Here is a 20,801-nt window from a genome sequence, read left to right on the forward strand (position 1 = left end):
TATACGAACGATCGTGCTATCTTCTAGGGTGTGAGCACACTTGAGGTGAACGAAGTCTTCGTCGGGCGGCCGTCCGTGCTGGGCACGAAGCGCGACGTCCCGGTGTACAGCGCCATTGCGAAATCGCGGGTGGAGACGCCGTTCTTGAAGCTGGACGAGATCAATCTGGCCGGTGACGATCAGGCCGACCGGAGTGTCCACGGTGGCGTCGACAAAGCGGTTTACGTCTACCCTTCGACGCACTACGCGGCCTGGTCGGAGCAGGGTTTTCCGGTGGTCGCGGGCGATTTCGGGGAGAACGCGTCGGTGACCGGCGCCGATGAGTACGACGTGCGCGTCGGCGATGTCTGGGCTTGGGGAGAGGCGCTGGTCCAGGTCTCTCAGCCGCGGACGCCGTGTTTCAAACTCGCGATGAAGACCGGGCGCAAGGACGTCATCCCGGCGATGATCGACTCCGGCCGCAGCGGCTGGTACCTGCGCGTGCTTCGGACGGGCGAGGTCCCCACCTCGGGACGGATGACGCTCGAAGAACGCGATCCGGTGAACCCGACGATCGCCGAGGTGTACGTCGCGTCGTTCACCAACGTCGCCCAGCTGGACGACGACCGCCAGGACGCGTACTGGGCGCTGCTGGACCGGGTGCTCGCGGCACCGGCGCTTTCCCGGCAGTACCGTGACGGCCTGGAATCGGCGAAACGGCGGCGAGAGGAACGGAATGCCGGTTGACGGCCGGGTGGCCCGCGGCGACGCGACGAGGCGGATCGTGCTCCGGCGCGCCGTCGACATCGCGTCCGTCGAAGGACTCGACGGGTTGTCACTCGGCAGGCTCGCCACCGAGCTGGAACTGAGCAAATCCGGGGTGTTCGCGCTGTTCGGTTCCAAGGAGGAACTGCAGCTCGCGGCGGTCGAGACGGCGAGCGCGATCTTCGCGGAAAACGTCGTCGAGCCGACACTGGAGGTCGAGCAGGGCATCGCCCGGCTGCGCGCGCTGTGCGCGAACTGGCTCGACTACTCGGAACGTCGCGTCTTCCCGGGCGGTTGTTTCTTCTTCAACGCCGGCGCCGAGTTCGACGCGCGCACCGGCCGGGTCCACGACGCGGTCGCGAAGGCGAGCCGGGGCTTCGCCCAGTTCATCCGGTCGACTGTCGTCGAGGCGCGGAAGGCGGGGGACCTGCGGGAGTCCGTCGATGTGAACCGGCTGGCCTTCGAACTCCACGCGCTCGGCCGGGCCGCGAACGCCGATTCGGTGATGTTCGGCGGCACGGAGCCCTACGCGCTGGCTCGCGCCGCGATCACCGCCCGCCTCGACGCCGCGGCCGTGTCATGAAAGGGTCGTTCAGGACATTTTTCGTCCTGAACGACCCTTTCATGACACTCGGGAACTACTTCCAGTCGACCTGCGTGGACCGGTAGAAGTCGATCCCCTGCTGAACCCACCGCGGGCTCTGCTTCGCCAGCCGGAGCCGATACGCGTCCCAAGTCCGGGAAGCCTTCGGTGACCAGCCGATCTCGGCGTGCCCCGGCAGCCTCGGGAACGCCATGAACTCGATGTTGTCACTGGTGATCAGCGTTTCCGACCACAGCGGCGCCTCGACGCCGATGACGTTCTTCTCCGACACGCCCTGCAGATACGTGGCCGGATCCCAGTCGTAACCGGTCTTGACCTCGATCAGCCCGGCCCAGCTCAGCCCGAGCGGGGTCTGCGGGTGGTACTTCATGTCGAGGTACGCCTTGTTCGCGGGCGACATCAGGATCTTGTTGCCGCGCGCCGCGGCCTCGGCCACGTTGGCGTCCGTGCCGGTCGTGCCCCAGAACTGCGGAACGGCCGAAACCGGCGGTTTCGTTTTGGCGATGTCGTGCCAGCCGGTGATCGTCTTGCCGTACTTCGCGACGATCGGATGCACCTTCGTGGCGAAGGTCTGGTAGTCCGCCGGGGTGGTCGAGTGGGCCTCGTCGCCGCCGATGTTGATGTACTTCCCAGGGGTGATCGCCGAGAGTTCGCGGATGACGTCGTCGACGAACTTGTAGGTGATGTCCTTGTTGATGCACAGCGAGCTGTAGCCGACCTCGATGTCGGTGCGCGGCGGCACCGCGACCCCGTCGCAGTTCAGTTCGGCGTAGGAGTGCTGGGCCGCGTTCGTGTGCCCCGGCATGTCGATTTCGGGAACGATCGTGATGTGCCGCGAAGCCGCGTAGCGCACCAGGTCCTTGTACTGCTCCTGCGTGTAGTACCCGCCGGGGGCGCCGCCGACGGCCGTCTGCCCGCCAACGGTCGCCAGCTTCGGCCAGCTCTTGATCTCGATCCGCCAGCCCTGGTCGTCGCTCAGGTGCAGGTGGAGCGTGTTGATCTTGTACTGCGCGATCTGGTCGATGTAGAGCTTGACCTGCGCCGGCGTGAAGAAGTGCCGGGCGACGTCGAGCATCGCCCCGCGGTAGCCGAAGCGCGGATAGTCGAGCACGGTGCCGCCCGAAACCACCCATGACCGCTTCTGGACGGTCTTCGCCTCGATCGCCGACGGGAACAGCTGGCGCAGTGTCTGCACTCCGAGGAACAGGCCCTCGTCGGTGTTCGCCTTCAGGGTCACGCCGGAAGAGGAGACCTTGAGCTGGTAGCCCTCGGTGCCGACCCGGTCGCTCGCGCGACCGGTTTCGAGGGAGATGGCCGGGCCGCCGCCGCGGTGGCCGGTGACGACGGGCAACCGGTAGCCGGTGGCCGGCCGGAGAAGCCCGGCCAGGTACTCGGCGACCTGCTTGCCTTCGCGGTCGGTGCGGATGACGGTGGCGGGGTTGAGCCGGAAGTTCGCGCGAGGATCGGGCTTCGCGTCGACAGGCGCGGGGACGACCTCGGCGACGGTCCGTTCGGCTTTCGCGTGCTGTCCCGCGCTCGCCGTCGCGGGCAGGCCGAACGTCACGAGACTCAGGACGGCCACGCCGAGCACGGTTCTGGACAGGCGTTTACTCATGGAGCACCTCCGGTCGGGTACCTGGAGACTCTCTGCTCATAGAGGTATAGACCAATAGGGCAAACACGACAACACCCGATCGGACCAGTACGCCGTGCCGATCACCGGTCACCCGCCGCGCAGGACCGCTTTCAAGGCATCGAGAACGCTCGCGTCTTCGATGGTCGAGGGCACCTGCTCGTCGCGGCCGTCGGCGATCCCGCGCATGGTCTTGCGCAGGATTTTCCCGGAGCGCGTCTTCGGCAACGCGTCCACAATGGACACGTCACGGAACGCCGCGACCGGCCCGATGTCGCGCCGCACCAGCGCGACCAATTCGGATTTGAGTGTTTCGGCGTCGAAATCCACACCCGACTTCAGCACCACGAACCCGCGCGGAAGCTGCCCCTTGAGCTGGTCCCGGACGCCGATCACCGCGCATTCGGCGACGGCGGGGTGGGAGGCGAGTACGGCCTCCATCGAACCGGTCGAAAGCCGGTGGCCCGCGACGTTGATGACGTCGTCGGTGCGGCCCATGACGAACAGATAGCCGTCTTCGTCGACGTACCCGGAGTCACCCGTCAGGTAGTGGCCGTCGTACCGCGAAAGGTACGCCTCGCGGTACCGCTCGTCGTCCTGCCACAACGTGGGCAGCGATCCCGGCGGGAGCGGCAGCTTGATGGCGATGGCGCCTTCCCGGCCGGCCGGGAGCGGGTCGCCCGCCTGGTCCAGGATCCGCACGTCCCAGCCCGGCACCGGTTTCGTCGCGGAACCGGGTTTGACCGGCATCGGCTCCAGCCCACGCGGGTTCGCCGCGATCGGCCAGCCGGTCTCGGTCTGCCACCAGTGGTCGATCACCGGCACGCCGAGCTTGTCGTGCGCCCAGTGATAGGTCTCCGGATCGAGCCGTTCACCGGCCATGAACAACGTCTTGAACTCGCTGAGCTGGTATTTCTCGATTTCGGCCGCGTCAGGGTCGACCTTCTTGATCGCCCGCAGCGCCGTCGGCGCGGTGAACAACGCCTTCACCCCGTGGTCGGCGATGACCCGCCAGAACGCGCCGGCGTCCGGGGTCCCGACCGGTTTGCCCTCGTACATGACCGACGTCGCCCCGATGAGGAGCGGCGCGTACACGATGTAGGAATGGCCGACGACCCAGCCGACGTCGGACGCCGTCCACCACACGTCACCGGGCCCGATGTCGTAGATCGCGCCCATCGACCAGGCCAGCGCGACCGCGTGCCCGCCGGTGTCGCGCACGACGCCCTTCGGCTTCCCCGTGGTGCCGGAGGTGTACAGGATGTACAGCGGATCGGTGGCGGCGACCGGCACCGGGTCGGCGGGGGAGGCCTTCGCGACCAGTTCGGTCCAGTCCGCGTCGCGCGCTCCCATCTCGGCGCGAGCACGCTCCCGCTGCAGCACCACGACTTTGTCCGGCTGATGGGCGGTTCCCGCGAGCGCCTCGTCGATGATCGGCTTGTATTCGACGACCCGCGCCGGCTCGATCCCGCACGAGGCGGCCACGATGACCTTGGGTTTCGCGTCCTCGATCCGCGCCGCCAGCTCCTTCGGCGCGAACCCGCCGAACACCACCGAGTGCACCGCGCCGAGCCGGGCGCACGCGAGCATCGCGACCGCGGCCTCGGGGACCATCGGCATGTACACGATGACGCGGTCGCCCTTCCCGACACCGAGAGACGCGAGCGCACCGGCGAAGCGCGCGACGTCGTCCAGTAGTTCCGCGTAGGTGAACCGGCGTACCGAATCGGTGACGGGAGAATCCCAGATCAGCGCGGTCTGCTCGCCGCGGCCGTCGCGGACATGCCGGTCGAGCGCGTTGAACGCCGTGTTCAGCTCCCCGTCCGGGAACCAGCGGTAGAAGGGCGCCCTCGACGCGTCGAGGGCCTGCGTCGGCGGACGGGTCCAGTCGATCGCCTGTGCGGCTTCGAGCCAGAAACCCTCCGGGTCTTCGAGGCTCCGCTGATACGTCTCGGCGTGCATCGAATGCTCCTTCGCGCTCGGGTACCGGACCCCATCATGGACTTCCGGCCATGTCGATGCCCGGTGATAACGGCGGGGAGACGCCCGCGACAACCCGGCAACCCTGTGCGCGCATGGAGCGTCCTAAGCTGGACTAGGGGTAAAAAGGCCGGAAACGGCCTCGACGAGCGAGGGGAGCAGGGTCCATGGGACTAGCGAGCGCGCTGCTTTCGTTCGCACACAGCCTGTTCGGGCCAGGGATCTGGCCAGGGGACTGGGTGTGGGCGACGAGCACCGCGGGAGCGCTGGTCGCGCTGCTGCCCGCACTGGGAGCGATGGTCGTCGCGATCATCCGCAAAGGCACCGGCAATCGCTACGACATGGTGACCCTGTCCATCTTCGGCGGGATCGGCGTCGTCGCCGTCTTCCTGCTGCCGTGGCTGCTGGCCACCGGTGTTTCACAGGTCTACCAGGAGGCCGCGTCGTCGAAGTCGGGCGGTAAGTCCGGCTTCTCCGCCGGCGACCTGTCGACCTTCAACTCCGACTACAGCCCGCTGATCGGCGCGCAGAGCGAGTACCTCGGTCGCGGCCAGAACGTGTACGAGGTCCTGTTCTATCCGAGCGGGATGCAGCTGAGCTACATCTTCTACCTGATCCTGCTGGTCGGGTTGCCCGCGCTGTCGCTGCTCTTCGTGATGCTGCAGGCGCGGACCGCGTTCCGCCGCGGACCGAAGTGGCCTTCGCGGTTCTTCTGGATCCCGTTCGTGCTGATGGTGCTGGCGAGCATCGGCATGGGCGCGAACACCGCCTTGCACTTCTGGCTCGGGTTCCTGCCGTTCAGCGTGCTGGGGCTGATCCCGGTCGCGCTGGTCGGCCCGCCGCCGTGGTCGGTGATCAACCGGCCGGACCCTCAGCCCCGGCAGAAGGTCGAGCCGTACCGCCCGGAGCCGCCCGCTCCGAAACCGCAGCAGCAGCTGCCGCCCCCGCCCGCCAAGCAGTACCCGGCGACCGCGCTGGCGCAGGCGCCCGAACCTCCCGCGCTGGCTGCGGTCCCCGGACCGGTTCCGGCACCTCCGGGTTCCCGCAACTCCGGCGGCGGCCGCTACAAGCGCGTCCGGCGGCTCGGCCACGGCGGCTTCGGCACCGTGTGGGAAGCCGTCGACACGCAGCTCAACCGCACGGTCGCGCTTAAGATCGCGCACGCGCCGGACCGGGACACCGAAGAGCGGATGCAGCGCGAGGCCAGGGCGCTGGCCGTGGTGAACCACCCCAACTGCGTCAAGGTGTACGACCTCGTCGAGGAACCCGACGGTCTCGCGCTGGTCATGGAGTACCTCGAAGGGCGCTCGCTTGCCGAGATCGTCGACTCGCAGGGGCCGCTCGACGACATCGCCGCCGGACGGCTCTGGTCGACCATGGCGGGCGCGCTCGCCGCGGCGCACGAGAAGGGTGTGCTGCACCGGGACCTGAAGCCGTCGAACATCATCCTCGACCGCAACGGGCTCGCTCACCTCATCGACTTCGGCATCGCCCGCAGCCAGGGTGACTCGAAGATGACCGCGACCGGGATGATGATCGGCACGCCGGACTTCGTCGCTCCCGAGCAGGCGATGGGCTCTGCGGCGAGCCCGGCTTCGGACGCTTGGCAGCTCGCCGCGACGGTCAGCTACGCGCTGTCGGGCCAGCCTCCGCGCGGCACCCGGGAGACCCCGATGGCCGCGCTGATGGCCGCCGCCCGTGCCGAACCGGTGTCGAAGCTGCCGAACCGCAGCGCGCACGCGCGGATCCTCATCGCTTCGCTGGACCAGGAGCCTCGCCGCCGTCCGACGCTCAGCGCCGTGCGGCGCGACGTCGAAGGCTGGCTCGCTCGCGCGGGCAAGTCGCCGGACGGCCCGGTCACCCAGATCGTCCCGCGCCGCCCTCCGCAGTCGCAACCGCAGCCCCACCAGCAGCCGCAGCCCCAGCGCCCACCGCGCTGACCTGCGAAAAGAGAGCAAGGGACCTTTGCTAGCGTTAGTTAGTGTGCTAACGAACGCCAGCAAAGGTCCCTTGCTCTCCTACTCGATGATGACCCAGGTCCCGCCGCGCCAGCCCATGGTGAAGATCTTGGGATCCCCGTCCATGATCGTCGCCTTCGGCGCGATCGCGTTGGGCGGGATGGTCACTTGGTCGGGCCCCTGGCTCTTCACCTTCGCGCGGTCGACCCGCGTGGCTTTCAGGTTCTTCAGATCCGCGGGCGTGAACATCTCGAACAACATCGGCGTGAGGCTGCGGCACTCCTTCATCCCGCCGTCGTAGGCGGGCGCTGAAATCCGGCACACGGTGTCCAGGTCTTTGGCGCCCAGCGCGTGATGGAACTCCTCCATCACGCTCGCGGCGCCGTCCAGCGTGTGAGCCACCGCCCCGCCGGTGGCGGGCTTGGTGACCGTCCCGGCGGTCGCCGAAGGGGCTGTAGCGCTGGCGCGCGTAGTCGGCGTAGGCGCGCTCGAGCTGCTACTCGGGGCTTCGGAAGTGCTCGGAACGGCCGAAGTCTGCGGCGACGCGGTCCCCGGTGTCTGCTCTTCGCAGCCCGCGATCAAGAACAAGGCCGCGGCCGCGCAGGCCGCTCCGAGCGGTCGGATCGTCATGATGCCCCCTGTCGGACTGCTGTTGACCAGGGGAGAGTAACAACTCCCGTCCAAGTGTCACACTTGAATCGGGAAAGTCAGCCTGCGATCCAGGCCGCAGGACAGCTGAGGATCACTTCCAGGACGGCAGCCACAGTTCGGCGTTCCAGTGCTCGTTGGTGATCGCGTTGCCGTTGAGGATCGGCCACAACCAGGCGAAATTGGCCACGACGAGCCCCACGTAGAGGGCGACGACGAGCATGCCGGTGCCCCGGCGTTCGAATCCGCGTTTCGCGCCGCCGAGGATGTGCCCGAGGATCAGCGTCAACCCGAGTATCAGGAACGGCGCCAGCGGCGTCGCGTAGAAGTAGTACATCTGGCGGTCGAGGTTGGTGAACCAGGGCAGGAACCCGGCCAGGTAGCCGACGAGCACGGCGGCGTAGCGCCAGTCCGCGCGGAAGACCGACCGCCACACGCTCCAGCCGAGCATCGGCAGCGCCAGCCACCACATCGCCGGCGTCCCGATCAGCATCGTCGCCCGCACACAGGTCGACTCGCCGCATCCGGTCGCGTCGGTGCCACCCGCGTACGCGTAGAGCATCGGCCGCAGCCCCATCGGCCAGGTCCACGGCTTCGACTCCCATGGATGCGGTTTGTCCTTGGGAGTCACCAGGTTCGCGTGGAAGTCGAGGACGTTCATCGAATAGTCGCCGAGCGACCGCAACGCGGGCGGCATCCACGCCCAGAAACCGGGATCGATGTCCTTGATCGCCACGTAGTTGCGGTCGGTCGCGGTCTCGCTCGCGAACCAAGCCCAGTAACAGGCGAAGTACACCAGGATCGGGATGACGACGATCGCCCACAGCGCGGGCAGCACGTCGCGGCGCAGCGTGCCGACCCAAGGCCGCTGCACGCCGGCGGCCCGGCGCGCGGCCACGTCGAAGAACACGGTGAGCAGTCCGAACGCGGCGATGTAGTAGAGCGCCGACCACTTGACGCCGAAGGTCAGCCCGATCATCAGGCCGCCGGCGAACCGCCACCACCGGAAACCCAGCTTCGGGCCGAACCGGGATTCGTCGATCCAGCCTTCGCGGACGGCCACGGCGAGCCGCTGCCGCACCTGGTCGCGGTCGCACAGCACGCAGGCGAACGCGGCGAGCACGAACAACGCGATGAAGATGTCGAGCATGCCCATGCGTGACTGCAGGTGCAGGACGCCGTCGCTGATCACCAGGATCCCGGCGACCGCGCCGAGCAGGGTGGAACGGGTGAGCCGCCGGGCGATCCGGATGGTGAGGAACACGATCAGCGTGCCCGCCAGCGCGGGCATGATCCGCCAGCCCCAGGCGTTGTAGCCGAACAGCCACTCGCCGATCGCGATGAGATGTTTCGCCAGCGGCGGGTGCACGATCAGTTCGTAGCCGTAGTTGTCTTCGTAACCGCCGTTGCGCAGCATCTGCCACGCTTGCGGGACGTAGTGCTTCTCGTCGAAGACCGGCGTGCCCTTGTCCGTGGGCGTTCCCAGATTCTGGATCCGGACGATGCCGCCGATGAGCGTCAGCACCAGCGTGACGACCCAGCCGCGCAGGCGATCGGTCGGCATGCCGCGGCCGAGGAGTGAGGCCTCCCGATCGCTCGGTGGCCGGAACGCGTCGACCGGATCCGGCCGCACGCTCTCGTTGTCACGGGTCAGCAGTGCGGTCACGGGGCATGATCCTACGGGCGGAAGAGTGAACTCGGTGTCCGGATCTGCGAACCGGTTAACCTTCGGGAATGACCGAAGGACGCCTCGTGCTGGCAGCCACCCCGCTCGGAGACGTCCGCGACGCTTCGCCGCGCCTGTCCGAAGCTCTCGCGACGGCCGACGTGATCGCCGCGGAGGACACCCGTCGCCTGCGCTCCCTCACCGCCGCCCTCGCCGTTTCGCCGGTCGGCCGCGTGGTCAGCTTCTACGAGGACGTCGAGACCGCACGCTTGCCGAAACTGCTTGAATCGCTCAAGTCGGGCGAAACGGTGGTCTTGGTGACCGACGCCGGCATGCCGAGCGTCTCGGATCCCGGATTCCGCCTGGTGGCGGCCTGTGTCGAAGCGGACGTGCCGGTGACCTGCCTTCCCGGCCCGTCCGCGGTGACCACGGCGCTCGCGCTGTCCGGCCTGCCGTGTGACCGTTTCTGTTTCGAAGGTTTCGCCCCGCGTAAACCCGGTGAACGTGCGAAATGGCTCGGTTCGCTGAAGGACGAGCCCCGCACGGCAGTGTTCTTCGAGTCTCCGCATCGCCTCGCGAGCACGCTCGCCGCCGTCGTCGCAGTCCTGGGTTCCGACCGTCGAGCCGCCGTGTGCCGCGAACTGACCAAAACCTACGAAGAGGTCAAACGCGGCAATCTGCCGGAGTTGGCCGCCTGGGCCGCCGACGGGGTCAAGGGCGAGATCACCGTCGTTCTCTCGGGTGCGCCGCCGCGTTCGGTGAGCGTCGAGGACCTGGTCTCGGAAGTCTCGTCGCGGGTCGCGGCCGGTGAACGCCTCAAGTCCGCCGCCGCCGAAGTCGCCGAAGCGACAGGCGTGTCGAAGAAGGAGCTTTACGACGCCGTGCTCGCCTCCCGTAAGAGCTAGGACAGCAAGGCCGTCACGGCCGCATACGCCTTCGCGGCATCGGGCTCCGCGCCGGTGATGACGTCGGTGTAGATGAACGACTCGCCGATCCGCACCAGCAGGTACGCGAGATCCTCGACCGGCAAGGGCGGGGTGAGCCGTCCGGCCTCGACCTCTTCGTCCAGGAACTCGCGCATTTTCGCGATCGCGCGACTCTGCACCACGCTGGCCTTCGTCGTCAGGATCCGCAGCGCCCGCTCGGGCTCGTTGCGCAGGAACTCCCGGAACGGTTTCGAGCCGTTCACGGTCCGGACGAAGGTGCCGACGAGCTCCGCGATCCCTGCCGCGCCGCGTCCGAGTTTGCCCGAAGCACGCGCTTCGAAGACCTCCACGGTCATGGACCACAGGATCTCGCCGAGCAGCTGATCCCGGCCGCCGACCCACCGGTGCAGGGTGGCGCGGCTGATCCCCAGCTCGCCAGCGAGGTCGCCCATGTCCACCCGGCGCCCTTCCAGGAACCGGGCGCGCGCGATCGTGAACGCGCGCAGAGCGTCTGGGCGCGGCGAAGTCAGCTGGCGTTCTAGTGCGGTCTCGATGAGTGAAACATATCACGCCATGTCTCAGAGATGAGACATATGCAAGAATGTCTCATCTCGACGAGGAGGATGCGGATGCGCGCAGTACAGGTGACCGAATTCGGCGGACCCGAGGTGCTCAACCTCGTCGATCTGCCCGATCCCGTCCCCGGCCCGGGGCAGCTGCTGGTGGAGGTCGACCGGATCGGCGTCAACTACGCCGACACGCACCAGGCCGAGAACTCCTACCTCGCGCCGAGCAAGCTCCCGCTCGTGCCCGGTGGCGAGGTCGTCGGCCGGACCGCCGACGGCAAGCGTGTGGTCGCGCTGCTCAACGGGGGCGGCGGCTACGCCGAGCGCGCGGTGGCCGACGAGGTCACCAGCTTCGAGGTGCCCGACGGCGTCGATGACCTGACCGCGCTGTCCTTCATCGTCCAGGGCACCACCGCCTCGCTCCTGCTGCGCAAGACCGCCCACCTCGAACCCGGCGAATCCGTCGTCGTGCACGCGGCCGCGGGCGGGGTCGGCTCCATCGCCGTGCAGCTCGCGAAAGCCTGGGGAGCGAGCCGGGTCATCGCGACCGCCAGCAGCGACGAGAAACGTGCCCTCGCTCTCGAACTCGGCGCCGACGTCGCCATCGATTCCCGTGCCGAGAACATGACCGACGCCCTTCGCGAGGCGAACGGTGGCAAGCGTGTCGACATCGTGCTCGACATGACCGGCGGCACCGTCACGGACCAGAGCATCGCCGCCCTCGCGCCGTTCGGCCGCCTCGCGTTCTACGGCATGGCCAGCCGCGAGCAGCCGAAGCCGATCGAGGCCCGCAATCTCCTCGGGCACAGCACCACCGTGTCCGGCATGTGGCTGCCGCACGCCTTCAAGCTCCCCGGAAACGTTTTCGGTCGCGCGCTCGACGAGCTTTTCGAACTGGCCCTCGCGGGCCGGGTCCGTGCCATCGCCGGCGGCGAGTACGCGCTGTCCGACGCACGCGCCGCCCACGAGGCCCTGCGCTCGCGCGGCACGATGGGCAAGCTCCTGCTGGACCCTGCCAAGTAGCTCAGCCGAGCAGACGCTCCAGCGGAGCGGACTTGTGCAGGCATTCCTGCCATTCCGCTTCGCTGTCGGAGTCGGCGGTGATCCCGCCGCCGACTCCCAGTTCGATCGTGCCTCCGTGGATTTCGAAGGTTCTGATCGCGACGTTCAGTTCCAGCCCGGCGATCGGCGACGCGAGTCCGATCGCGCCCGTGTAGACGCCGCGCGCGGCCGGTTCCAGCTCGGCTATCAGATCCAGCGCCCGGATCTTCGGCGCGCCCGTCACCGAACCCGGTGGGAAGGTGGCCGCGAGCAAGGCCGCGTCGTCGATCCCTTCGGCGAGCGATCCCTCCACAGTGGACTCCAGATGCCAGACGCCCGGCGCGGGCCGGACCGCGAGCAGTTCGGGGACACGCACCGTGCCGGTGGCGCAAACCCGGCCGAGGTCGTTGCGGACGAGATCGGTGATCATCACGTTCTCGGCGACGTCCTTGGTGGATTCCCGCAGGCGCTGCGCGAGGTGTCCGTCCGAGGCGTCCCTCCGCGGCAGCGTGCCCTTGATCGGCGTCGACCGGACGCGTTGTCCTTGTCTGGCAAGGAAAAGTTCAGGAGAGAACGAGACGACCGAGCCCCAGTCGCCGCCGAGGAACGCCGCCCGGCGGGCTCCGAGGCGACGGGTGCCTTCGGCGAACAAAGCGATCGGATCGCCGGTGAACTCCCCGCTGAAGCGTGCGCAGATGTTCGCCTGGAACAGCTCGCCGGCTTCGATCGCGTGCACACACGCCTTGACGGCGTCGTAGTGCTCCGACGGAAGCGGACGCGACAACGGGCCGGAACTCCAAGTCAGCGCTTCGGGAACCTCGGCGAGCGCGGATTCCACGGTGACCACTTCGTCGACCGGATCCGGGTCGCCGTCGGGAACCAGGGCTTCGAACCACCACGAACCGTCCGCGTCCAGCCGCAGCACCCTGTCGACCCAACCCCAGGCCGCCGGAGGAAGCGCGCCGGAACGGCCCGACGGATCGATCAGGTCATAACCCAGGTAACCGAACCAGCCGCCTCCGACGGCGCCGGGTACCGCGTCACGAACGAAAGGCATCCGAGCGGGGATCGCGAAGGCTTCGGCCGCATCCCGGACGGGAGTCAGGGAAGCACTCAGCGCGATGACCGCGCGCGAAGAGAACCAGTCTCCGCAAAGCGCGGCAGGCGGCTTGAGCCCGAGGTTCCTGGCGCGTACGCCGAGAACCGTCAGTGCCCGTTCGGGCCCGACGTCCGTCCGCAGCCTCCGGCACATCAACCGCACGCGCCATTGTCACCGTTCGAGTGGCCGGAAACGCAACCCGCCTCCGCCGGAAAGTGAGATCCGCGACCATGCGGTGACAACACGCATATCCGTCGTCACGGAGCGGGCACTACAGCAGCACATCCGTGAGTTTGAAGGGGTAGACCACGGCGTCCTGCGCGATCGGTCCGTCCACACCGGGCAGCCCGGTGCCGAAACCGTGCTGGTGCAATCCCAGCCGCGAGTGGAACCAGCCCGGCCTTCCCGGGATCTCGTTGTGTCTGACCAGCCACAACACCACTTCGCTGTCCGCCCACTTGTCCGGCCGCAAGCGGTTCGTCCAGCAGTCGAGCCCGGCGTAAACGAGAACGCGTTCGACGCGCGCGGCATGCCTGACGTGTTTGATCCACGCCTTGATGAACCGGTCGTCGACGCTCGGTGCCTCCACCTCGAGCGCAGGCGCGAGCGAACCGGGTGCGAAGGCGCCGAGCGCGCTCGCCGTCCGCACGAAATGGTCGGCCTGGTCGTGGACGGCGCCGGGTCGTGCGTAGTGCCGTGCGCCGGTGTGGATTCCGGCGTGCTGCGCGCCCGCAAGATTGCGCTCCGCCGCGACGTCCCGCCAGTTGGTGTTCTCGGTGACGGTGACCGACGCGAACCGGATGTCGGCGCCGCGCACCGCCGCCCAGTCCGTCACCGTCTCGCGGTGGGACAGGGTGACGCCGTGCTCACCTTCCGGATCGATCAAACTCACCTGCCTCGAATTTCGCCCCAGTACGACCGAAAGGTCACCTTACGTCGGCGGACCGGCCGTGAGGTGACCTTTCGGTACAGCGTGTCTCAGGCGTTTTCGCGTTGGAACGTCCTCGCGCCCCACCAGATGGCCAGAACGGCCATGACCAGCACCACGACGCTCCCGGTGAACAACGCGTCCATCGAGAAGTCGCCGCGGAAACTGTTCCGCTCGACATCCACCACATGCCGGAACGGATTGATCCGGGAAATCGTGTACAGCCACTCCGGCGCCGAGCCCGCGGTGATCGGGATCAGGATCCCGGAAAGCAGCAGCAACGGCATGAGGACCGCGTTGAGCAAAGCAGGGAAGGCGTCTTCGCTCTTGAGGGTCAGCGCCAGCGCGTATGAGCACGACGCCAACGTGACCGACAGAAGGAAGACGATCGCCAGGCTGAGCACGACGCCGCCGAACGGCGCGTTCAGGTCGAAGACCAGATACGCCAGCGCGATGATGAGCAACGCCTGGACAACGGTCTGCAGCGCGTTGGCGAGCACCTTGCCCAGCAACAACGCCACCCGGCTCACCGGCGTGACCCGCATCCGCTCGACCACGCCCGAACGGAATTCCGCGAGAAGCCCGAACCCGACGAACGAACTGCCGAACAGCGCGAGCTGCGCGATGATCGCCGGGGTGAAGATCATCCAGCCGTCCACATCGGACACGCCCTGCGCGTTGAGCGCCTTCACCAGAAGCGGCCCGAAGAAGAACAAATAGAGGAGCGGCTGCATGATGCCGATGGCGAGCCACGTCGGGTTGCGCAACGCCGCGAGCATGTCACGGCGGAAGATCAACCAGGTGTCATGCAACATGGGTGGCCTCCTTTTCGGCGGCGTCGTCGACCGGCGCGCCCTCTTCGGCGTCGCGCAGGCTCCGTCCTGTGAGAGTCAGGAAGACGTCGTCGAGCGTCGGCCGGTGCACCTGCATGGACGTCATCGCGATGCCGCGCGAGTCCAGCGCCCGCAGCAATTCGGGCATCGCGGTGTCGCCGCGCGGCACCCGGAAACGCACGGTGCCGTCGGTGACGGTCATCTCGTGCGCTCCTTCGAGGCGGCCCGCGATCTCCGCGGTCTCCGCCGCCGATTCCGGTGAGACCCCGATCACGACACTGTCGCCGGAAACCCTCGCCTTCAACGAGTCCGGTGTTCCCTCGGCGACGATCTTCCCGTCGTCGATGACGATCAGCCGGTCCGAGAGCGCGTCGGCCTCGTCCAGATAGTGCGTCGTCAAGAAGACCGTGACTCCCTGCTCGTCGCGCAGCCTGCGGATGTGGTCCCAAAGGTTCGCCCGGCTCTGCGGGTCGAGCCCCGTCGACGGTTCATCGAGGAAGACGAGACCGGGTGAGTGGATGAGCCCGAGCGCGATGTCGAGCCGACGGCGCTGCCCGCCCGACAGGGTCGCGGTCGTGCGCTGGTCGAGGCCGGCCAGGTCCAGCTGTTCGGCGAGGACGGCCCCGCGCGCGAGCGCGTCCGCCTTGCTCATCCGGTACAGCCTGCCCTGGAACTCGATCTCCTCGACGACCTTGCTCGCCGGCGCGGTGCCGCCGCCTTGGGCGACGTAGCCGATTCGACGGCGCACCCCCAGCGGGTCGGTGAGCAGGTCACATCCGCCGACCGTCGCTTCGCCCGCGGTGGGCTTGAGGAGCGTCGTCAGCATGCGCAGGGTCGTGGTCTTGCCGGCGCCGTTCGGGCCGAGGAAGCCGACCAGTTCTCCGGCCGACACGTCGAGATCGACGCCTTTGACGGCGTGGACCTCGCCCCCATTGCGGCCCTTGCGGCGGAAACGCCGCTCAAGGCCGCGTGCCTTGATCATGTCTACCCCTTTCCGATGCCCGACTAGTCAAGTTTGACTAGCCGACTGGGCGCACTGTGCCCCAGGTGTCGTTCCGTAGTCAAATTTGATTACTTGGGCGGTGCGCCGAACACCGGTTCGTCGTCGCCCTCACCCGCCATCACGTACTCACCGGCTTCGAGACGGCCGATCAGATCCCGCATCCACGTCACGTTCGCTTCCGCGTGCGCGCTCCACAGGCGGTACAGCTCACTCACGTGAGGCGGTTTCCCCAGGTCGACGGCGTGTTCGCGGGCGTAATGAGTCGACTGGGCGTGCGCTTCCATATTCGCCAACTGCTGTTTCAGCAGGGCCAGGACCTGAGCGCGGGGCAAAGTCGGCATGAACGTGACCGCCGCCGACAGCGAGTACCCGGTCGCGTCGTCGCTCGACAACGCCCTGCCCAGCTGCACGACGAACTCGGTCTCGCCGTCTTCGGTCAGCCTGTACGCGGTCCGATCGGGCCCGCCGCCCGCCTCGACGTCCTCGACCTGTTCCAGCAGACCTTCGGTGGTCATCTTCTTCAACGCGTGATAGATCGAACCCGGCTGGACATTGCCCCATTTGTCGGCCGCCCACGAGAGAAGTTCGCGCCGGACCTGGTAGCCGTGTGCCTTCCCGTACATGCGCACGACACCCAGCACCAGCAGACGCGTGGCGGACACCGAGCCTCCGATCCTCTCCCGGACAACAATGCCTTAGACGACGTCCGTAGGCTAAACAAGCATGAGCACCCCAGTGTTGACTGCGGTGGCCTGGCCCTACGCCAACGGCCCCCGCCACATCGGCCACGTGTCCGGATTCGGCGTCCCGTCCGACGTCTTCTCCCGCTACCAGCGAATGGCCGGCAACCGGGTGCTCATGGTGTCCGGTACCGACGAACACGGCACCCCGATCACCGTCCAGGCCGACAAAGAAGGCATGACCTCCCAGCAGACGGCCGACAAGTACACCCGTCAAATCGGCCAGGACCTGCAGGGACTCGGTCTCACCTACGACCTGTTCACCCGCACCACCACGGGTAACCACGCCGACGTCACGCAGCAGATCTTCCTCGCGCTGCACCGCAACGGCTACGTCGTCCCCAAGACGACCCGGGGCGCGATCAGCCCGTCGACCGGCCGCACTCTGCCCGACCGGTACATCGAGGGCACGTGCCCGATCTGCGGTTACGACGGCGCGCGCGGCGACCAGTGCGACAACTGCGGCAACCAGCTCGACGCCGCGGAGCTGATCAACCCGAAGTCGCGGATCAACGGTGAAACGCCGAAATTCGTCGAGACCGAGCACTACTTCCTCGACCTGACGGCGTTCGTCGAAACCTTGGGCAAGTGGCTGTCCAGCAAGACCGACTGGCGCCCGAACGTCCTCAACTTCACGAAGAACCTGATCGACGACATGCGGCCGCGGCCGATCACCCGCGATCTCGACTGGGGCGTGAAGATCCCGCTGGACGGCTGGCGCGACCAGCCGCTCAAGCGCTTCTACGTCTGGTTCGACGCGGTCATCGGCTACTTCTCGGCGAGCGTCGAGTGGGCGCGCCGGTCCGGCAACCCGGACGCCTGGCAGGAGTGGTGGAACAACCCGGACGCCCGCTCCTACTACTTCATGGGCAAGGACAACATCACCTTCCACGCCCAGATCTGGCCCGCGCTGCTCTTCGGCCACAACGGCGAGGGCGATCGCGGCGGCGTGGCGGGCAAGTACGGCAAGCTGCACCTGCCCGACGAGATCGTTTCCAGCGAGTTCCTCACGATGAGCGGCTCGAAGTTCTCGACCTCGCGCGGCACGGTCATCTACGTCCACGACTTCCTGCGCGAGTTCGGCCCGGACACGCTCCGGTACTTCATCTCGGTCGCGGGGCCCGAGACCCAGGACACCGACTTCACCTGGGACGAATTCGTCCGCCGGACCAACTTCGAGCTGGCCAACGAGTGGGGCAACCTCGTCAACCGGTCCATCTCCATGGCCCACAAGAACGTCGGAGCCATTCCGCGTCCCGACGCTCCCACGGCCGCCGACGAGGAGCTCAAGGAGCTCTCCCGCAAGGCGTTCGACACCGCTGGCGCCCACCTCCAGCGGTCCCGGTTCAAAGCCGCGGCCGGCGAGGCCATGCGCGTCGTCACCGCCGCGAACCGGTACCTCTCGGATCAGGAACCCTGGAAGCTCAAGGACGACCCCGCTCGCCGCGACAGTGTCCTGCACACCGCGCTGCAGGTCGTCTCGGACGCCAACACCTTGCTGACCCCCTTCCTGCCCCACTCGGCGCAGAAGGTGCACGAGGCACTCGGCGGCACCGGTGTCTGGGCGGCCCAGCCCGAACTGCAGGAAGTCGAGGACCTCGACATCCCCGGCCGGATCAACCCCATCATCACCGGGGACTACAAGACCGAGCAGGCGCGCTGGAAGTCCGTGCCGATCGAGGTCGGCAAGCCGCTGGAGAAGCCGACCCCGTTGTTCGCCAAGCTGGACCCGGAACTCGGCGAGACCGGTCCCGAATGGGCGCCGATCTCGAAATGATCAGCTGATGGGTGCGGAGAAGAAGGAGCCGCCGCCGATCCCGGACAGGTTGCCGGTTTCGGTGGTGGACGCGCATACCCACCTCGACGCGTGCGGCGCGGTCACCGCGGCCGATGTGACGGCCATGGTCGACCGCGCCGAACGCGCCGGTGTTTCGCGGGTGATCACCGTCGCGGACGATCTCGCGGCTGCTCGCTGGGCCGCGCAAGCGTCCACTTGGGACACCCGGGTTTGGGCCGCCGTCGCGATGCATCCCACGCGTACCAAGGAGTTCGGCGAAGCCGAGAAATCCGAAGTGGAGAGTCTCGCGAAGGAGTCCCGAGTGGTCGCGGTCGGCGAGACCGGCCTCGACTACTACTGGGACTACTCGCCTCACGACGCGCAACAGGACGCCTTCCGGTGGCACATCGATCTCGCCAAGCGGATCGGCAAGCCGCTGATGATCCATGATCGAGACGCTCACGACGACGTCCTCCGGATCCTCGAGGAAGAGGGGGCGCCCGACCGCGTCGTCTTCCACTGCTTCTCGGGGGACGAGCACATCGCACGCCGGTGCGTCGACGCGGGATATGTCCTCTCCTTCGCGGGAACGGTCAGTTTCCGCAACGCCCGCGGACTCCACGAGGCGGCACGGATCGTGCCGGCGGACCAGTACCTCGTCGAAACGGACGCGCCGTTCCTGACGCCGCATCCGTTCCGTGGGCGACCGAACGAGCCCTACTGCGCCGCCTACACGGTTCGCCACCTCGCCTCGCTCAGGGGCGAGGCGGTGCACGAGGTGGCCGAATCGGTGCGAGTGACCGCTGAGCGGGTCTTCGGTTTGCCGACAGTCACCACCGGTTGAACGGATTGCGACATTAGTGATCAGCAATGGTCCACTCTGATGAGTGACCAACGTCACGACACTCCGGGCGGTGTTTGCGCAACCCGGCGAGGTTCGTTACTGTCCCGTGATCGTGCCGGTCGGTACCGCTCATGCGGTTTCCGGCTGTTACGCCCACAGTCACGTCAGTGCACGTCGGGGAAGCGGGACCAGGAGAGGTACGGCCTGGAACCGTGACGATGGCGCTGACTGCGGGTGTCGGACTTCTAGAGGTGTGCCGAAGTGCGCATCGAGACGAAGGACGTAGTGGAGTGGTTGTAGAGCTCCTCGACGTCTTGGGAAAGGGAACGACCCAGTGACTGGTAGCAGTAGGCAGGATGGCTCGCGCCTCGGCGCAGAGACGAACACCTTCGCTTCCTCCGGTTCGGTTGCCGTGCTCGACCGCGACACTCAGTACGGTCAGCTGGACTACTCCGACGATCCGCGCATCACGCATCAGGACGTCCTGGCCGCACTCGGCCCCGACGCCGACACCCTGATGGCCGAGATCAACGTCGACGTCGACGAGCTGATCCGGCTGATCAGCGCCGAGACCACCATGCTTCCGCCGATCGTCATTCCGGACGAGCTGGCCGAAGACCGCACCGCGGGCGCGCCGATGAAGGCCGCGACCAAGGACGAGGTCATTTCGAGCGCGACCCGCGTCTGGAAGAAGCGGTTCCTCAAGGGAACCGTCATGGCGGTGTTGCTCACCCTTGGCGGTGGCGGCGCGGCCGCGATGGCGATGAACAAGAGCGTCACGCTCGACATCGACGGCAAGCAGCAGACCGTCCACAGCTTCGGCGACACGGTCGGCGAGGTTCTCGAAGACGCCGGTCTTTCGGTCGGCGCGCACGACTCGCTCTCGCCCTCGCCGCAGGCCGAGGTAGGCGACGGCGGCGTCATCAAGCTGGAGCGCGGCCGCAAGCTCAACCTGATCGTCGACGGCGCCCCGCAGCAGGAGTCCTGGGTCCGCGCGACCAACCTCGGCGAAGCGCTGAACCAGCTCGGTCGCGCCGACCTCGCCAAGGCCGGCACCTGGACGTCGCTCCCGCAGAACGGTGAGCTGCCGCTCGAGGGCGCCACCGTCGAGGTCAAGACGCTCAAGAACGTCATGATCTACGACGGCGCGAACGACCCGCGCAAGGTTCAGACCAACTCGGTCACCACCAAGGAATTCCTCGGTGAGCTCCGGATGACCCTCGGCCCGGACGACGAGGCCGTCGGCGGCCTCGACGTCAAGCTGGTCGACGGCGCCGAGGTCCACATCAGCCGGACCGGCGTCACCATGGTCAAACAGAACGAGGAAATCGCTCCGCCCGAGCAGAAGGTCGACGACCCGGAGCTCGAAAAGGGCAAGACCAAGGTCGAAGACCCGGGCACCCCGGGCCAGAAGACCGTGACCTACAAGGTCACCAACCGCAACGGCAAAGAGGTCGGCCGCGAGAAGGTCTCGGAAGAGGTCGTCACCGAGGCCAAGCCCAAGATCGTCAAGGTCGGTACGAAGAAGCCCGCCGATCCGGTCATCGGGGACGCCGGTGCCTGGGATCGCATCGCGCAGTGCGAGTCGACCGGCAACTGGTCCGCCAACACCGGCAACGGTTACTACGGTGGCCTGCAGTTCAACAAGAGCACCTGGGATGCCTACGGTGGCGATCAGTACGCCGCGTACCCGCACCAGGCCAGCAAGGCCCAGCAGATCGCTGTCGCCGAGAAGGTCCGTGAGGACCGCGGTGGCTACGGCGCTTGGCCGCACTGTGGCAAGAAGGCCTGACCGCCGAATAGTTCTCCTT

At 67.4% G+C, this 20,801-nt stretch carries 19 protein-coding genes; 9 read left to right on the forward strand and 10 right to left on the reverse strand.

Going from position 1 to position 20,801, the window contains the following annotated elements:
* Positions 1–30 precede the first annotated feature (30 nt).
* Together DMH03_RS10015 and DMH03_RS10020 are read left to right on the forward strand one after the other, a co-directional pair.
* Positions 31–726, forward strand: coding sequence for an MOSC domain-containing protein (locus DMH03_RS10015; protein WP_125791750.1), 696 nt, complete (start codon positions 31–33; stop codon positions 724–726).
* The gene (locus tag DMH03_RS10020; protein ID WP_125791751.1) at positions 716–1,327 is read left to right on the forward strand and encodes a TetR/AcrR family transcriptional regulator; all 612 of its coding nucleotides are present in this window, start codon (positions 716–718) and stop codon (positions 1,325–1,327) included. Before DMH03_RS10015 ends, DMH03_RS10020 begins: the two co-directional genes overlap by 11 nt.
* Before the next feature lie 55 nt (positions 1,328–1,382).
* Here the strand turns inward: DMH03_RS10020 and DMH03_RS10025 are convergent, their stop codons facing one another.
* On the reverse strand, positions 1,383–2,963 hold the full coding sequence (locus DMH03_RS10025) for a beta-N-acetylhexosaminidase (protein WP_125791752.1): 1,581 nt from the start codon (positions 2,961–2,963) through the stop codon (positions 1,383–1,385).
* A 108-nt stretch (positions 2,964–3,071) separates the two neighbouring features.
* Positions 3,072–4,943 carry a propionyl-CoA synthetase gene (locus DMH03_RS10030; RefSeq protein WP_125791753.1) on the reverse strand — a complete coding sequence of 624 codons (1,872 nt, stop codon included), beginning with the start codon at positions 4,941–4,943 and terminating at the stop codon, positions 3,072–3,074.
* 185 nt (positions 4,944–5,128) lie between these two features.
* Here DMH03_RS10030 and DMH03_RS10035 point away from each other — a divergent pair, with 185 nt between their 5' ends.
* Positions 5,129–6,901, forward strand: coding sequence for a serine/threonine-protein kinase (locus DMH03_RS10035; protein WP_125791754.1), 1,773 nt, complete (start codon positions 5,129–5,131; stop codon positions 6,899–6,901).
* Between the two features lie 78 nt (positions 6,902–6,979).
* Here the strand turns inward: DMH03_RS10035 and DMH03_RS10040 are convergent, their stop codons facing one another.
* On the reverse strand, positions 6,980–7,321 hold the full coding sequence (locus tag DMH03_RS10040) for a hypothetical protein (protein ID WP_233611394.1): 342 nt from the start codon (positions 7,319–7,321) through the stop codon (positions 6,980–6,982).
* Between the two features lie 10 nt (positions 7,322–7,331).
* Between DMH03_RS10040 and DMH03_RS10045 the strand changes: the two genes are divergently transcribed.
* Positions 7,332–7,589, forward strand: a complete 258-nt coding sequence (locus DMH03_RS10045) for a hypothetical protein (RefSeq protein WP_233611396.1) — start codon at positions 7,332–7,334, stop codon at positions 7,587–7,589.
* Positions 7,590–7,661: 72 nt separating this feature from the next.
* On the opposite strand, the gene DMH03_RS10050 is transcribed toward DMH03_RS10045, so the two are convergent.
* Positions 7,662–9,233 carry a dolichyl-phosphate-mannose--protein mannosyltransferase gene (locus tag DMH03_RS10050; protein WP_125791755.1) on the reverse strand — a complete coding sequence of 524 codons (1,572 nt, stop codon included), beginning with the start codon at positions 9,231–9,233 and terminating at the stop codon, positions 7,662–7,664.
* Positions 9,234–9,301: 68 nt separating this feature from the next.
* On the opposite strand from DMH03_RS10050, the gene rsmI reads away from it, so the two are divergent.
* Positions 9,302–10,138 carry a 16S rRNA (cytidine(1402)-2'-O)-methyltransferase gene (rsmI, locus tag DMH03_RS10055; RefSeq protein WP_125791756.1) on the forward strand — a complete coding sequence of 279 codons (837 nt, stop codon included), beginning with the start codon at positions 9,302–9,304 and terminating at the stop codon, positions 10,136–10,138.
* Here rsmI and DMH03_RS10060 read toward each other — a convergent pair.
* A complete protein-coding gene (locus tag DMH03_RS10060) occupies positions 10,135–10,611 on the reverse strand; it encodes a QsdR family transcriptional regulator (RefSeq protein ID WP_233611398.1) in 477 nt (158 codons plus the stop codon). The two genes, rsmI and DMH03_RS10060, sit on opposite strands and share 4 nt — an antisense overlap.
* A 177-nt stretch (positions 10,612–10,788) precedes the next feature.
* Between DMH03_RS10060 and DMH03_RS10065 the strand changes: the two genes are divergently transcribed.
* A complete protein-coding gene (locus tag DMH03_RS10065; protein WP_125791758.1) occupies positions 10,789–11,748 on the forward strand; it encodes an NADPH:quinone oxidoreductase family protein in 960 nt (319 codons plus the stop codon).
* A gap of 1 nt (position 11,749) precedes the next feature.
* On the opposite strand, the gene DMH03_RS10070 is transcribed toward DMH03_RS10065, so the two are convergent.
* The 5 genes from DMH03_RS10070 to DMH03_RS10090 all read right to left on the reverse strand — a co-directional run bounded on the left by DMH03_RS10070 (position 11,750) and on the right by DMH03_RS10090 (position 16,291).
* The gene (locus tag DMH03_RS10070) at positions 11,750–13,027 is read right to left on the reverse strand and encodes an aminodeoxychorismate synthase component I (protein WP_125791759.1); all 1,278 of its coding nucleotides are present in this window, start codon (positions 13,025–13,027) and stop codon (positions 11,750–11,752) included.
* Between the two features lie 109 nt (positions 13,028–13,136).
* Positions 13,137–13,751, reverse strand: a complete 615-nt coding sequence (locus tag DMH03_RS10075; protein WP_125782683.1) for a glycoside hydrolase family 25 protein — start codon at positions 13,749–13,751, stop codon at positions 13,137–13,139.
* 92 nt (positions 13,752–13,843) lie between these two features.
* A complete protein-coding gene (locus DMH03_RS10080) occupies positions 13,844–14,608 on the reverse strand; it encodes an ABC transporter permease (RefSeq protein WP_125791760.1) in 765 nt (254 codons plus the stop codon).
* Positions 14,598–15,608, reverse strand: a complete 1,011-nt coding sequence (locus tag DMH03_RS10085) for an ATP-binding cassette domain-containing protein (RefSeq protein WP_125791761.1) — start codon at positions 15,606–15,608, stop codon at positions 14,598–14,600. Before DMH03_RS10085 ends, DMH03_RS10080 begins: the two co-directional genes overlap by 11 nt.
* Before the next feature lie 89 nt (positions 15,609–15,697).
* Positions 15,698–16,291, reverse strand: coding sequence for a PadR family transcriptional regulator (locus tag DMH03_RS10090; RefSeq protein WP_125791762.1), 594 nt, complete (start codon positions 16,289–16,291; stop codon positions 15,698–15,700).
* A 61-nt stretch (positions 16,292–16,352) separates the two neighbouring features.
* Between DMH03_RS10090 and metG the strand changes: the two genes are divergently transcribed.
* From metG to DMH03_RS10105, 3 genes are all read left to right on the forward strand, one after another.
* Positions 16,353–18,146, forward strand: coding sequence for a methionine--tRNA ligase (gene metG, locus DMH03_RS10095; RefSeq protein WP_199748817.1), 1,794 nt, complete (start codon positions 16,353–16,355; stop codon positions 18,144–18,146).
* 7 nt (positions 18,147–18,153) lie between these two features.
* Positions 18,154–18,990 carry a TatD family hydrolase gene (locus tag DMH03_RS10100; RefSeq protein WP_125791763.1) on the forward strand — a complete coding sequence of 279 codons (837 nt, stop codon included), beginning with the start codon at positions 18,154–18,156 and terminating at the stop codon, positions 18,988–18,990.
* Positions 18,991–19,402: 412 nt separating this feature from the next.
* Positions 19,403–20,782, forward strand: coding sequence for a resuscitation-promoting factor (locus DMH03_RS10105; protein ID WP_125791764.1), 1,380 nt, complete (start codon positions 19,403–19,405; stop codon positions 20,780–20,782).
* Positions 20,783–20,801: the final 19 nt, after the last annotated feature.

Origin of the sequence: Amycolatopsis sp. WAC 01376, from assembly GCF_003947415.1 — a bacterium.
GTDB lineage: Bacteria > Actinomycetota > Actinomycetes > Mycobacteriales > Pseudonocardiaceae > Amycolatopsis.